The sequence below is a fragment of the uncultured Clostridium sp. genome (genome assembly GCF_947036855.1).
GTDB lineage: Bacteria > Bacillota > Clostridia > Clostridiales > Clostridiaceae > Sarcina.
The window spans coordinates 1-14612 of the sequence record NZ_CAMQRY010000063.1; the positions used below are offsets into that span (position 1 = coordinate 1).

Annotated in this window: 13 protein-coding genes; 2 read left to right on the forward strand and 11 right to left on the reverse strand. The window is 26.6% G+C overall.

From position 1 onward, the window contains the following. The 10 genes from Q0V15_RS07865 to Q0V15_RS07910 form a co-directional block, all read right to left on the reverse strand. On the reverse strand, nucleotides 1-1228 hold a 1228-nt coding region (locus Q0V15_RS07865; RefSeq protein WP_297437712.1), incomplete at its 3' end, for a glucosaminidase domain-containing protein. Nucleotides 1229-1279: 51 nt separating this feature from the next. Beyond that, nucleotides 1280-1780, reverse strand: a complete 501-nt coding sequence (locus Q0V15_RS07870) for a DapH/DapD/GlmU-related protein (protein WP_297437714.1) — start codon at nucleotides 1778-1780, stop codon at nucleotides 1280-1282. Then, nucleotides 1746-2819, reverse strand: a complete 1074-nt coding sequence (locus Q0V15_RS07875) for a lipopolysaccharide biosynthesis protein (protein ID WP_297437716.1) — start codon at nucleotides 2817-2819, stop codon at nucleotides 1746-1748. The genes Q0V15_RS07870 and Q0V15_RS07875 overlap by 35 nt, the downstream gene beginning before the upstream one ends. A 525-nt stretch (nucleotides 2820-3344) precedes the next feature. Then, nucleotides 3345-4283 (reverse strand): glycosyltransferase family A protein, encoded by a 939-nt coding sequence (locus Q0V15_RS07880; RefSeq protein WP_297437718.1) that lies wholly within the window; start codon nucleotides 4281-4283, stop codon nucleotides 3345-3347. Between the two features lie 3 nt (nucleotides 4284-4286). Then, the gene (locus Q0V15_RS07885) at nucleotides 4287-5369 is read right to left on the reverse strand and encodes a glycosyltransferase family 4 protein (RefSeq protein ID WP_297437719.1); all 1083 of its coding nucleotides are present in this window, start codon (nucleotides 5367-5369) and stop codon (nucleotides 4287-4289) included. Further along, on the reverse strand, nucleotides 5370-6419 hold the full coding sequence (locus tag Q0V15_RS07890) for a glycosyltransferase (RefSeq protein WP_297437721.1): 1050 nt from the start codon (nucleotides 6417-6419) through the stop codon (nucleotides 5370-5372). Then, nucleotides 6385-7590 (reverse strand): O-antigen ligase, encoded by a 1206-nt coding sequence (locus Q0V15_RS07895; RefSeq protein ID WP_297437723.1) that lies wholly within the window; start codon nucleotides 7588-7590, stop codon nucleotides 6385-6387. Before Q0V15_RS07895 ends, Q0V15_RS07890 begins: the two co-directional genes overlap by 35 nt. Nucleotides 7591-7592: 2 nt before the next feature. Continuing rightward, the gene (locus tag Q0V15_RS07900) at nucleotides 7593-8567 is read right to left on the reverse strand and encodes a GDP-mannose 4,6-dehydratase (RefSeq protein WP_297437725.1); all 975 of its coding nucleotides are present in this window, start codon (nucleotides 8565-8567) and stop codon (nucleotides 7593-7595) included. Nucleotides 8568-8583: 16 nt separating this feature from the next. Then, on the reverse strand, nucleotides 8584-9894 hold the full coding sequence (locus Q0V15_RS07905; protein WP_297437727.1) for a UDP-glucose/GDP-mannose dehydrogenase family protein: 1311 nt from the start codon (nucleotides 9892-9894) through the stop codon (nucleotides 8584-8586). A gap of 15 nt (nucleotides 9895-9909) precedes the next feature. Continuing rightward, a complete protein-coding gene (locus tag Q0V15_RS07910; RefSeq protein WP_297437729.1) occupies nucleotides 9910-10539 on the reverse strand; it encodes a sugar transferase in 630 nt (209 codons plus the stop codon). A gap of 406 nt (nucleotides 10540-10945) precedes the next feature. Here Q0V15_RS07910 and Q0V15_RS07915 point away from each other — a divergent pair, with 406 nt between their 5' ends. Beyond that, nucleotides 10946-11557 (forward strand): ATP-binding protein, encoded by a 612-nt coding sequence (locus tag Q0V15_RS07915; protein ID WP_297437731.1) that lies wholly within the window; start codon nucleotides 10946-10948, stop codon nucleotides 11555-11557. A gap of 287 nt (nucleotides 11558-11844) precedes the next feature. Further along, on the forward strand, nucleotides 11845-13440 hold the full coding sequence (locus Q0V15_RS07920) for a peptide chain release factor 3 (RefSeq protein ID WP_297437733.1): 1596 nt from the start codon (nucleotides 11845-11847) through the stop codon (nucleotides 13438-13440). 52 nt (nucleotides 13441-13492) lie between these two features. On the opposite strand, the gene Q0V15_RS07925 is transcribed toward Q0V15_RS07920, so the two are convergent. Further along, nucleotides 13493-14326 carry a Cof-type HAD-IIB family hydrolase gene (locus Q0V15_RS07925; protein WP_297437735.1) on the reverse strand — a complete coding sequence of 278 codons (834 nt, stop codon included), beginning with the start codon at nucleotides 14324-14326 and terminating at the stop codon, nucleotides 13493-13495. Nucleotides 14327-14612 lie beyond the last annotated feature (286 nt).

A 14612-nucleotide genomic window follows, 5' to 3' on the forward strand; every position in this document is an offset into this window, starting at 1 on the left:
TTTTAGTACCATCATTTCCTATTTGTCCTATTTCTATTTTTCTTTTTCCTGGTTTTAATTTACTTAAATCCAAACTTATATTAAACCCTGATTTTGCAGCATTCGGATAACTCGGATATTTATTAACTAATTCTGGTGTTGATAAACCAACAGTTGTTTTCCCTTGATATGTACCATCAATGTAATATCTGACCTCTTTAACACCGGATTTATTCAATGCCCATCCATTTACATTTAGTTTATTATTTGTGGCACTTACTTTAGCATCTATTCTGTTTTCCATACTTGGAACCTCATAGTAATATGCTTCACTTTTTTTAGTGCCATCATTTCCTATTTGCCCTATTTCTATTTTTCTTTTTCCTGGTTTTAATTTACTTAAATCTAAACTTATATTAAATCCTGATTTTGATACATTAGGATAACCCGGATATTCATCAACTAATTCCGGTGTAGAAATTCCTACTGTTGCTTTTCCTTGATAAGCCCCATCAATATAATACCTTATTTCTCTGACACCAGATTTATTCAATGCCCAACCACTTATATTTAATTTCCCATTAGCAATATTTAAATTCGCATTTATTAAGCTTTCACCAACATCAAATAACCTTAAAACATATTTATATGTTTTCATTATTTCTCGACCATATGATGTGCTAGGTGCCCATTTTCCACCTAATGAATTTACAGTTGTAGCTTGTCCTAGAATCCACTTGCTATGTCTTGGATCATAAGTTTCTTCTCTTGGATAAGTTTTTGCACCTGCATATAATGCTAAATGATCCAAGTGAGCCTTTACACCTTCTTCCCAATTATTAAATCTATGATGTGCATTAGGATCATAATCATCATCTTCGGTCCCCGCATCTGCTTTTTTCATTCCACATGGATTATAATATGATTCATCAATTACACCACCAAATCTTCCATATGCAGTTTCTTTTGCTGATTGAATATATGCAACTAAAGGATTTACTCCACCATGTTGATTATAATACTTCCAATATAAATCAGCTAAATTTATAAATGTATCTGTTGCGTTATTTTTCCTTGCCCACTCTTTTGCTTCTTCTTTTGTTATTGTGGTTCTAGACACTATATTAATATCTTGTATATTATTGTTTTTTTCTTCAATAGCATAAACATTTACACCACTAAAAAAACTTGTAATAAAACAAATTACTAATACCCTAGAGATAATATTTTCACTAAAATATCTCCTCATAATTCCCCCTATTTAATTTTCATATATTATAAAATACCTTTTAAGTATATTTTACCCTTTTAAAAATATATTTTCCAACTCACTTCGTTTATTTTTTATAAATTTTTCTCTATCATAGATAATCATATTTTCTTTAGCTTTTTTAGCATATTCATCTACACTCATTATAAACTTTGCTGGTGTGCCAGCATAAACCGCATTACCCTTTAAAGATTTAGTAACTATACTTCCCGCACCTATTACTGAATTATTACCAATTTTCACATTTGGCATTATAATACTATTCGCACCAATGAAACAGTTATTTCCAATTTCAATAATTCCAAATTTTATAACCTCTTTGTATTTTTCTTGATTTCTAAATACAACTGTTCCACCATCATGATTCACAAACTGTACATTTCGCGAAATAGTTACTTTTTCACCTATTTTTATAAGATAAATTTCAGATCCCCAGTTTACTTTACCCATAATTTTAATATCATCAGCACAATTTAAACCACGTTTTTTTAAAATTCTAACATTTGCTTTTTTTATTAATCTTTTTAACAATATTCATCACACTACTTTTTATTTTATTATATACATATTTTATTAATTCCCTAAACTTATCATCTATTAAATAAACTATAAAAGTTACTACTGTTACTATTAATGAAACTTTTATGGCATTTATAATAAAAATTTCCCACCTAATTGCCACGTCATAATAAACTACATTACTAATTATAAGTTCAGATATAACTATTGACACTACTGATAAGGCTATATATTTTAAATATAGTATTATATAATTTTTATATGAACTATTAAATCCATACTTATATAACATATATGGCTTCCATATTACTACTATTATTAAATTGCTTATTAACGTACCTATAAAAAGCCCTATAACACCTACTGTATTTACCAAAAACATAGAAATCACCAAATTAATAACACCTTCTATTATAGGTGCCATTCGATCCCAAAATAATCCATACGCACTTTTAAATTTTTCAACCATTCCTCTAGATATTTGTATATATAAGTTCATCATCAAAACAACTAAGATTCCATCTACATATAAAAAACCTTCACCAATCCATACCTCTACAAATGGATTTATTATTTTATATAAAATAAAAGAAACAACAATTGCAATATAACTCTCCATAACATATAATCGTCTAAAAACTTTTTGTGTTTTTTCTAGATTGTTTTCCGAAACTAAACTACCTATACTAGCTGTAAAGCTCCCCATCATTATATTGAATACATTAGCACAATTATTTACTATTAACATATAATTTGAATAAATACCAGTATCTTTTAACCTTAAAAATATTGATATTAACAGTCCATCAGTTTGATAAACAATGAATGTTGTTATCTTATGAAAAAATACATCTTTTATAGTCTTTTGTATTTGTATATTATTTTTTTTCACATCTAATATCTCAAACTTTTTATTAAAATTTATATTTGGAAATAATCTATCACATTTTAAACTTATATATACTAAAGCTATATTATTAAATATAATTTCACATAAAACCCATAATAAATAACTCTTAAATCTAACTATTAAGATTATTTGTAAAGCCATTTTAACTAATCGAAATATATTTGTTATTGCTGTTATTAAATACTGTTTTTGATCAGCTATTATTAATGTTTGTTTATACGAAAAATAATAACTAATAAACGTACTTCCTAATAAAATATAATAATAAATATATACATCTCTAATGTGAACTTGCCCTTTTATAAAAAACTTCAAAAATAATGAAATTATTATACCTCCTGACAAAACTATAAATGATATTTTTTTATAGTAATACTTAAATAAGTACATTATCTCTTCTATTTTCTCATAATTTCTATTTCCAAGCGGTTTATATAATGCATATGTAATTGCTGAGGATACTCCTAATTCTGCAATATTTAAAAATCCCAACAAACTTATTATTATATTATTTAATCCTAATATATCTACCCCTAAGGTTTTTAAAAAATAAGCTCTAGAAATAAAATTCATACCTATAGATATAAATATAAATATAAAATTGTACTTCATATTCTTTATAGTACTTTTAACTCTCATATTCTTCTTCCTCACTAACTAATTATTCTACCAGAAATATACTTTTTTAATAACAGGATATATCCACATAATAAATTTGATAAACTTATCTCTTTTATTATTTTTATAGTATTTATTTTTCGTAATATCAATCTCACTATTTTTCCAAATATTATACAATTGAATTCTTATATCTTTTCTTAAAGTTAGCATATCAATAATTCTACAATAACAATTATGGTAATAATAGAAATACTCTATTTCTTCTTTGTATTCATCACTCTCATTCGATAAATATTCCTGTATATAATTGCTACCTTTACTTACATCTAGTATTTTTTTATTTTTAGATTTTTTTGAGTTCGTTATAGAATCTTTATTTATAATATAAAAATATAAAATATCATCAATTATTTTGTATTTTGGCTTTTGCTTAGCTACTAAAACCATAAATGCAATATCCTCACCATAGCCTAATGATTCTAACTCTTTAAAATATATATCTTTTATAATTTTTCGTTTAAATATTTTATTCCACATTGCAGAATTAATATTATTTAATAAAAGATCTTTTATTAATTCTTTTCCCCCAAAAATTTTAGAGTTATTTTCCTTATTTAAATACACATATTTATAATTAAAAATTAGTAATTCTTCAGTTTTACTATATAAAAATCTATATACTTTCTCTATAAAATTATCTACTATGTAATCATCTGCATCTAAAAAAAATATATTTTCAGTAGTACTATGTAAATAACCTATATACCTAGCATTCATAACTCCTTTATTTTTTATATCAATAACTTTAATATTTTCATATTTCATTTGCATATTAGTTATTATTTCTAGTGTATTATCTTGTGATCCATCATTTACACAAATTATCTCTATTATATTACTATCACCCTTCAAACAACTCTCCAAGCATCTATCAATAAATTTTTCCGCATTATAGCAAGGTATTATTATACTTAATAAAGCCATTCTTTATACTCCTATAAATTCCAAATATTTTTCTGTTACAACTTCAATATCATAATTTTCCTCTGCTATATTCCTCATTAAATTAGAATAATAATCTAATTTTTTTAATATAACAGCTATTCTTTCTACATATTTATCGGCATCAATCATTGGAATATCTTTATATATAAATCGAGGTTGAAACTCTTCCATCTTTATATTTTCTTCAACAATCAAATCTTTACATTTTACTAATTCAGGAATCCCCCCCGTATTGGGTGCTATAACTGGTAATCCACAAGCAATAGCTTCAATAACAACATTAGGACATGGATCAGCATATGATAAATTCAACATAAAATCACATTTATTGTAAAACTTAGGTAACTCATTTGGATCTATATGTCCATAAAATTCATAAAACTTTTCTAACCCACTTTGTTTAACCTCTCTAATAAATCGTTCTTTCGTATCTTCATAAAAATGATATGGATTTTTTACACCACCACCAATTACATGAACTTTTAAATTCGGGTATTTTTCTTTTAATTTTTCAACTACCTTAATAGACTGATTTGCTCTTTTAAATGGTATTAATCTATGTGAAATAAGTATATTCGGAAAATTCTCCTTATTTCTCTCTTCTAACATTGGCTTAAATTTTTTCAAATCTACCCCATTATAAATAATCGTACTTTCTTTTTTCAAATTTTCAACACCAAATCTATTAAATAATAAATTTTCTATTGTATATTCTGAAAATTTACTTTGATATATTAACTTATCAGCTTTCTCATAATTATCTAAAATTACTTTATTCATTTTTTTAAAAAATATTAAATCCATTTTATTCTTTATATTTGGCATATATTTAAACATTGGTATTACACTATCATTCCATATACCATCAAATCTTACTATTTTTTCGATTTTTTGATTTGCTAAAACTTCTTTAGGCATTTCTCTAAATGATAAGTTTATCCATTTTGAGAAATTAACATCAGAATATAATTCTTTATTTTTCAACTCACTCTCAAGTCTTGACATAAATACTTTCGGTCCACCTTTTAATTTAGTGTTTTTTTCTGTCATCAATCCAATTTTCATTCAAAAAACCTCCAAATGCAAATATTTATCAGTAATTTTTTTTATATCATAAACATCAGCATAGATATTATAATCTATTTCTTCTTCTTTAATTCTTTTAACAATTTCTTTATAAATATCATCATTTAAGTCATTTAGAAGATACTTTAATAACTCACCTTTTAAAATTTCTCTTGGACCATAATCACAATCATATGCAATGACTTTAGTATTACATGCTAGACATTCTATCATATTCACCGGAAATGCTTCATATTCTGATAATGAAAGCATTGCTTTCGCATTATACATCCACTTATACGGATTATCCACCCACCCCTTAAAATAAACTTTATCCTGTAATTCAAGTTCATTTACAAGATTTAAAAGATTTTCATATTCTTCTCCATCACCTAAAATAACTAGATCCATTTCTTTAATCTCTTTCATTATTTTTATTAACTTATCTACATTTTTTATTTTATTTAACCTTCCAACAAAACAAATATAAGGTCTTTTAAAATATATTGTCTCTTTCTTTTTATTATTAATCAAATCTATGTCAATAGGATTATTTATTACCTCTATAAATTTTGCGTTTATCCTAAAATCTTCTTTTAATTCCTTTTTAACCCCCTCTGATACTGCTATTATCTTCATATTATTATATATAAATTTTAATATACTCTTCCTCAAAACTTTAATTCTTTCAAATTTCCTTGAATATACTGTATGTATTACAAATATAAATGAAGTTTTATATTTTGTTAGCCTAGTTAATAAGTGTGGATATGGCAGATGTACTGTCATTAAATCAAACGCTCTATTTTTTTCAAGCTGCATAATTTTTTTTTCCAATAAATATTTATTTTTTATTATGGCTTTTTTATCTAAAATATTTAATGTATGAACCTTTATATTAGGATATCTCTTTTGTATATCATGCATACTATTATCAAAAATAATAATATGCACCTCATTTTTTTTACTCATATATAGAGCTAATTGTTCAACGACTCTTTCAGCACCACCACCACTAAGTGAGTTTATTACAAATAAAATTTTCTTCATGCTTATTAACTCCCTTATTTTTAAAAACTAAATAATATAAAAATAAAAATGGCCAAAACGGAAGATATATTAACTCTGTCGTTATTCCTAAAAACAGAAAAATTAAAAAGATAAAATCAGACTGCTTTTCAACTAACATTTTTATAATAATCAAACTAAATATACAAAATGCTATAATCCCATGTTCACTTATAACTTGTATAAATGTACTATGCGTTTGAACATACCATCTACCACTCATTTCATAAAAACTACGACTACTGCTCAGTCCACCACCTATAATAGGGTTTTCACTAAATAAATTCATTGCGCTACTCCACATGTCAACTCTCTGTGACATTGTGCTACTTTTAAAAATATTTAATTTAAAAAATCCAACTATTATAGGTGCCATCATAATTATTCCACCTATAAACATCTCTATACCTTTTTGATACCCCTTTAAATATTCTCTTTTTAATACCAGTTTATATATTGATATTAAAACTACTCCTGCTAATAAAGTTTTTGAAAAAGATAATAAATATCCAATAATTGCTATTAAAAGAATTAAATATCTATTTTTCTTTATATCAACATACTTCAAACCTATATAGGCCATTATAATCATAGAAAAACTAGCATAATTAGGATCTTCTGCATATCCAGCTATCCTAAAATCACCAATAATAGATACCCCTTTACTATATACTCTGGCTTTTTCACTCGCAAAGAAATATATATCTATTTTTAAAGCTGTCAAAATCATACTTATTGAAAGAATAAAACCTGCAAAAACTATATTTTTCACTATATTTTTTGTATTTATTTCGTTGTAATATATAAAAAATACTATTATCGATAAAAAATTATATAAATTTAATATTGTCAAACTCATAAATGTTGCTATATCTACATTCACGCCATTCCAAATCCATGATATATTACTTAAAACAATAAAAAGATAAAAAATTACTATACTCCAAAACTGTTTTTTACAATTATTAATCTCCTTGCTTATTCCTCCGATACCCTTCTTATACATAGCTTTAACAATCAAATATCCGGCTACACACAAATTTAAATATCTTAAATCTATTAACAACTTAAATTCTCTATTTATCATATTAAATATGAATATAAATATAAATGTATTTAATATTTTTTTATCAAGATTCTTAGTTTTCAGCATATTTATTTTCTCCATTCTAAAAATCTTTGTATTCCTGTCTCAAATGAAACTTTTGGTTTATATTTTAAAATTTCATTTGAATGCCCTATATCTGCACAAGTTCTATTAACATCACCTAGTTGCATTGGTAATTTATTAATAATCGCTTTCTTTCCTATCGCAGCCTCTATTGTTTCAACCATTTCTTTTAACGAAATAGTTTTATCTCCACCTAAATTAAATACATCATATTTTGAATTTTCTAAATCAGTCCACTTTATAGATTTTATAATTCCATCAACTATATCATCTATAAATGTATAATCTCTTGAAGTTGTCCCATCTCCAAAGAATGGTATTGGACTTTCTGCTTCTATTAATTTGGCAAATTTATTTATTGCTAAATCCGGTCTCTGCCTTGGGCCATAGACTGTAAAGAACCTTAAACAAGCTATACTCATATTATATAAATAACTGTATGTATGGCACATTAATTCTCCAGCTTTCTTTGTTGCCGCATATGGTGATATCGGACTATCTACCATATCACTCTCTGAAAATGGAACTTTTTCATTATTTCCATATACTGATGAACTTGATGCAAATACTATTTTATCTATATTTCTTTTTTTAGCTTCTTCTAAAATATTTAAAGTTCCTGTTACATTCACATCATAATATAATTTAGGATTTTCTATAGATGGTCTAACACCTGCCATTCCTGCTAAATGAACTATATAATCTATTTTGTTATCAAATACTGCCGCTAAAAATTCTACATCTCTAAAATCACCTTCATATAGCATAAACATTTCATTATCTATATCATTCTCCTTCATATTACTTCTTATCTCTTCAATATTATTTCTTTTTATTTTCGGATCATAAAAATCATTGAAATTATCTATTGTCAAAACTTTATTTCCTTCTAATAATAATCTATCAATTAAACTTGATCCTATAAATCCAGCTCCACCAGTAACTAAAACACTTTTCATATTTTTCTCTCCTATCTTATAAATTATTAATTTTCAATCTTCCTACTGAATGATACTCTATCTCTTTATGTTTAATAACATTTAAGTCCATACAATTTCGTCCATCAAAAATTATAGCTTTATTCATTCTTTTTATATATTCATCAATCTTGATATTTTTAATTTCATCCCATTCTGTAAATATAAATACTGCATCTGCTTTTTCTAATGTTACTAATGGATCCTTTACATACTCAATCTCATTTGGATATATCTTTTTAAAATTCTCTATACCTATTGGATCATATGCCACAATATTAGCACCTTCATCTAATAATCTTCTTATATTTGGTATTGATGGTGCTTCTCGTAAGTCATCAGTACCTGGTTTAAATGTTAGTCCCAATATAGCGATTTTTTTATTCTTAAAATCAACTAAAATATCTTTTGCTTTTCTAAACATTTTATACTTTTGGTTTTCATTAACCTCTATCGCTGCTTTTATTGTTTTAATTTCATATCCATGATCGTTGGCTAACCAATGTAGTGCCTTTGTATCTTTTGGAAAACATGATCCTCCATATCCTAACCCTGCTTTTAAAAACTTATTTCCAATTCTTGGATCATAACTCATACCTTCTGCAACATCTTCTATATCTGCACCAACTAATTCACAAAAATTAGCTATTTCATTTATAAATGATATTTTTAAAGCTAAAAAATCATTTGATGCATATTTAACCATTTCGGCACTTCTTCTATTAGTCACAACAATCGGTTGATTAAAATTGTTATAAACTTCTCTTAATATACTTTTTGCATTCTCACTCTCTACACCAATTACTATTCTACTTGCATGCAAAGTATCAACTACTGCTGTTCCTTGTGCTAAAAACTCTGGATTTGATGCAACTTCTATTTGTATATTATTTTTGACTTGTTCTCTTAAAAATTCTTCGATTTTATCATTAGTTCCTATAGGAACTGTTGATTTTATAACAACTAAGCAATCCTTTTCTAGATTTTCTACAATTTGTTCACAAACTTTATAGACATAATCTAAATTAGCAGATCCATCTGCTCTCTCTGGAGTTCCAACACCAATAAAAATAACATCTGCATCTTTATATGCACTTTTATAATCTAATGTAAAATCTAATTTTCCTGCATTATAATTTTTTGCTAAAAGTTCATCTAATCCCGGCTCATATATAGGCGATATACCTTTTTTCATAGTTTCTACCTTTTTAGCATCTATATCCACACACATTACTTTATGACCTACCTCTGAAAGACATGCGCCTGTAACTAAACCGACATACCCTGTTCCTGCAACTACTAATTTCATTTTAAAATCCCCCTTCTATCTAGCACCTTCACCAGTAACTAGAACTCTAAATGTCTTAATTATTATGTTTAACTCTAATTTAATTCCTCTTTTTTCTATATACTCTAAATCTAAATCTAATTTCTCCTTAGGTTCTAAATCATATCCCCCATTAACTTGAGCATGTCCAGTTATTCCTGGCTTTGCTAATAATCTTTCTCTAAATCTAGGTATTGTTTTTTCAAATTCTTTATAAAATACCTCTCTTTCAGGTCTTGGGCCAATTATGCTCATTTCTCCTTTAAAAACATTCCATAACTGTGGTAATTCATCTATTCTTGTTTTTCTAATAAATTTTCCTATTTTCGTAATTCTTGGATCATTTTCTTTAGCCCATTGAGCTCCATTTTTTTCTGCATCACTTCGCATTGATCTTATCTTAAACATATTAAACTCTTTATTATCTAACCCTACTCTTTTTTGATAGTATATTGGTTTCCCTTTACTATCTAAAACTACTATTATGCAAACAATCAAAATAATTGGCGCACAAATTAATAAGCCTAAGAAACTAAGTGTTATATCAAATAACCGCTTAACTTTAAGATAATTTTTTGATATTTCATTTTTCATTACTTTACTTTTATTACAATTTACTTCTTGCATAAAAATCCCCTTAATTTATATTTCTTTGGTAATTTTTTGAATATTATCTTATGAAATGAATTATACCATATTTTAGTTTTTATAAAACATATTTACTAATCTTTTAACTCTATTTTCATACTTTTTATTAATTAATTCATCAACCTATTATTAAATTAATATTTTGTTTACTTTGTTTTACTTTTTTTGGAATTTATATATTAATATGTTTCTCATCATTAAATTAGTAAATTCTCCATTTTTAACCACTAATATCTATTGTCACTCTTCATTTTCCTTAAGTATTTTTCAATAAATAAATCTGAATTTTAAATTTAATGACTTTTTTTTTATATGTTGATATAATTAAGTGTATTTAATTTGAATTTAATACAAAAATATTCGTATTACCTGGGGGTTTAATATAATGCCAATTAGAATAGCAATTCTTGGAGGTCCAAGATGTGGTAAGACAACTTTAATACAACAGCTTTATGTTGATATGAAAGTTAGAGGTCTTGATGTAGGTGCTGAAACTGAATACAGTACAGAATATTTAAAAGAAAAAGGAATGATTGAAACAATCTCAGAGCAATATGGAATATATCTTGGTCAAGCAAGACTAGAAGATAGTTTAAATGGTTTTGAGTATGCTTTAACAGATTATGCAACATTTGTACCTTATATATATGGTAGATTTATGCTTGGTGATAAAAAAAGAACTAAGAAAGAAATTGAAATATTAAATGATTTATATAAAATTGCATTAAATGATGTAAATAAATATGATCACATATTCTATGTTCCAAGAGAATTTGGATATGAAAAAGATGGTGTAAGATGGCAAGATGAAGATATTGCTATTGCAATAGATGAAGCAATTAGAATTTTCCTTGATTCTGAAAATATAAATTACACAGTTTTAAAAGGTTCAACAAGAGCTAGATCTGAAAAGATACTTATGCAAGCAGGACTTGATAAACTTGAAGTAATTCCTACTGTTTCAGAAAAACTTAATAATTCAAAAGAAGCAAAATAATTTAAACTAAGTGATAAGGGGACTGTTAACTGTACAGTCCCCTTATTCCATTTTTAAATATTTCAGATTATAAAATCTATTTATTAAATTTTATAATACTAAAAAATCACTGCATTATATGTTATAATGTTTAGGTTAATAATGAAGAAGAATAATCTATTTATAGATTGCTTAATATCTTATATTTAAGCTACTATATATAATGTAGTAATTTTATTTTAAGCCTATAAAAAATAAATGATAAAAGATTAAAAGCCTTGTGCTATTTAATTTAAGGAGGATATATTTTGTCTAATTTAATTAATCAAATTGAAAAAAGAAGAACATTTGCTATCATCTCTCACCCAGATGCTGGTAAAACAACATTAACTGAAAAATTCCTTTTATATGGAGGAGCTATTAGAATGGCTGGTTCAGTTAAAGCTAGAAAAGCTTCTACTCATGCAGTTTCTGACTGGATGGAGATAGAAAAACAAAGAGGAATATCTGTATCATCATCAGTTATGCAATTTAACTATGATGGGTACTGCATAAACATCCTTGATACACCAGGTCACCAAGATTTCTCAGAGGATACATACAGAACTCTTATAGCAGCTGATTCAGCAGTTATGGTAGTTGATGGAGCTAAGGGGATTGAGCCTCAAACTAGAAAACTTTTCCAAGTTGCTTCACTTAGAGAAATTCCTATATTTACATTTATAAATAAAATGGATAGAGAAACTAAAGATCCATTTGAACTTTTAGATGATATAGAAGCTGAACTTGGTATTCAAACTTACCCAATAAACTGGCCTATAGGTTGTGGAACTGATTTTAAAGGTGTTTATAATAGAAGCACTAAAAAAATCATAGCCTTCTCAGGTGGTAACCATGGTCAAAATGAAGTTACAGAAACTATACTTTCAGTTGAAGATGATGCTGCAAGAGAACTTCTTGGGGATCTTCTTTATGATAAACTTCTTGAAGATATTGAACTTCTTGATATTGCTGGAGATGATTTTGATAATGATGCAGTTCAAAATGGAGATTTATCACCTGTATTCTTTGGATCAGCACTTACAAACTTTGGTATAGCACCATTCCTTGCTGATTTCTTAAAACTTACAACAGGTCCACTTCCAAGAAATTCAAGCAAAGGTGAGATTTCTCCAACAGAAGAGCCATTCTCAGCTTTCGTATTTAAAATACAAGCTAACATGAATAAAGCTCATAGAGATAGACTTGCTTTTATGAGAATTTGCTCAGGTGAATTTAAAAAAGGTATGGAAGTTTATCATATGCAAGGTGGAAAGAAATTAAAACTTGCACAGCCTCAACAATTCCTTGCTCAAGATAGAGCTATGGTTGAAGAAGCTTATGCAGGAGATATCATTGGAGTATTTGATCCAGGCATATTCTCAATCGGAGATACACTTTGTGCTGGTTCACCAAAGTTTAAATTTGAAGGTATTCCAGTATTCGCACCAGAGCATTTTGCAAGAGTTAGACCAGTAGATACTATGAAAAGAAAACAATTCATAAAAGGTATCTCTCAAATAGCTCAAGAAGGAGCAATACAAGCTTATAAAGAATTACACATTGGTATGGAAGAAATCATAATAGGTGTTGTTGGAGTACTTCAATTTGAAGTTCTTGAATATAGACTTAAAAATGAGTACAATGTTGATATAAAAATGGATAGACTTTCTTATAAGTTTGTTAGATGGATTGAAAATGAAGATTTAGATCCTGAAAAATTAAACTTAACATCAGATACTAAAAAAGTTAAAGATATGAGAGATAGAAATCTTCTTATCTTCCAAAATGACTGGGGAATTAGTTGGGCTTTAGATAAAAACCCTAACCTTATCCTTTCAGATATTGGTAAATCAGACGACTAATCTTTTAACTTTAAAGGAGCTAATTTTACATTTGTAAAATTAGCTCCTTTTATTATTTATTGATAATAAACTTCTCTATCATTTTTCCAACACCAGCATTAGTATTTGTATCTGTTATATAATCAGCCTTTTCTTTAACTATATCAAGTGCATTTCCCATTGCTACAGAAAGTCCTGCATACTCTATCATACTTAAATCATTTTCACTATCACCAATACATATAACCTCTTCTCTTTTTATACCCATCATCTCTGCAAGTCTAGCTACTGAATGCCCCTTAGATGTTCCACCTGCCATAACTTCAAAGTTATTAGCCCATGAACTAACTACTTCTAAATCTTCAAACTGTGCAAGTTCTGCTTTTGCTTTCATTAAATCTGTTTTATCTTCACCTTCATATATAAAAATAGCTTTTAAAATATCATTTTTATATTCTTCATAAATATCTTCAAATTTTCTACCTTCAACAAATTTTATCTTCCATGCATCATCAAGTTCATTATTAACTAACTTATATGCGTGTGTTTCATCAATTATATTTTCTGAAATAACTGTATCTGCTGTATTCATATAAACTGAAAAATCATATTTATTTATAACATTTACTATTTTATCAAATTGCTCCTTTGATAAAATAGACTCGTATATAATCTCTTCACTATTTGGCTCTCTAATATAAGCCCCATTTGAAGCAATAATAGCTGTTTCAACACCTATAAGCTCTGAATATTTTCTTGCTGAAGCAAAAAGTCTACCTGTTGTTATCGCTATTTTAACACCTTTCTGCGTAGCTTTTTTAATCATTTCTTTGTTGAACTCTGGAATTTCATGTTTATTGCTAAGAAGTGTTCCATCCATATCTATACATATAAGTTTATAATCCATAACATTCTCCTCTTTCCATATTTATTTTATAACAAAATATTACATTTTTCTTCTTCCTTCAATTATAGCATATGTTAACTTATTTATTCTTATCAGTATATACTTCATAAGTCTAATTACAAAAACTTTTCAATAATATTGTTACCATAAAGTTAATTACTCTAAAAGAAATTGAAAATAAAAAAGAAGATTGCTATACTTATCATTATCTACGTTAACATTTGAAAATAAGGGGGTTGTAACAGTTAAAATAAATATATAAAAATATAAAAGAACCTACTATTTT

Coding starts and splice junctions, on each gene's coding strand:
- Q0V15_RS07900 (WP_297437725.1), bottom strand. CDS start 8,567: ATGAAAAGTGTTTTAGTTACTGGTGGAGCTGGATTTATAGGATCAAGT.
- Q0V15_RS07915 (WP_297437731.1), top strand. CDS start 10,946: ATGCCAATTAGAATAGCAATTCTTGGAGGTCCAAGATGTGGTAAGACA.
- Q0V15_RS07910 (WP_297437729.1), bottom strand. CDS start 10,539: ATGCAAGAAGTAAATTGTAATAAAAGTAAAGTAATGAAAAATGAAATA.
- Q0V15_RS07905 (WP_297437727.1), bottom strand. CDS start 9,894: ATGAAATTAGTAGTTGCAGGAACAGGGTATGTCGGTTTAGTTACAGGC.
- Q0V15_RS07890 (WP_297437721.1), bottom strand. CDS start 6,419: ATGAAGAAAATTTTATTTGTAATAAACTCACTTAGTGGTGGTGGTGCT.
- Q0V15_RS07885 (WP_297437719.1), bottom strand. CDS start 5,369: ATGAAAATTGGATTGATGACAGAAAAAAACACTAAATTAAAAGGTGGA.
- Q0V15_RS07875 (WP_297437716.1), bottom strand. CDS start 2,819: ATGGCTTTACAAATAATCTTAATAGTTAGATTTAAGAGTTATTTATTA.
- Q0V15_RS07880 (WP_297437718.1), bottom strand. CDS start 4,283: ATGGCTTTATTAAGTATAATAATACCTTGCTATAATGCGGAAAAATTT.
- Q0V15_RS07925 (WP_297437735.1), bottom strand. CDS start 14,326: ATGGATTATAAACTTATATGTATAGATATGGATGGAACACTTCTTAGC.
- Q0V15_RS07895 (WP_297437723.1), bottom strand. CDS start 7,590: ATGCTGAAAACTAAGAATCTTGATAAAAAAATATTAAATACATTTATA.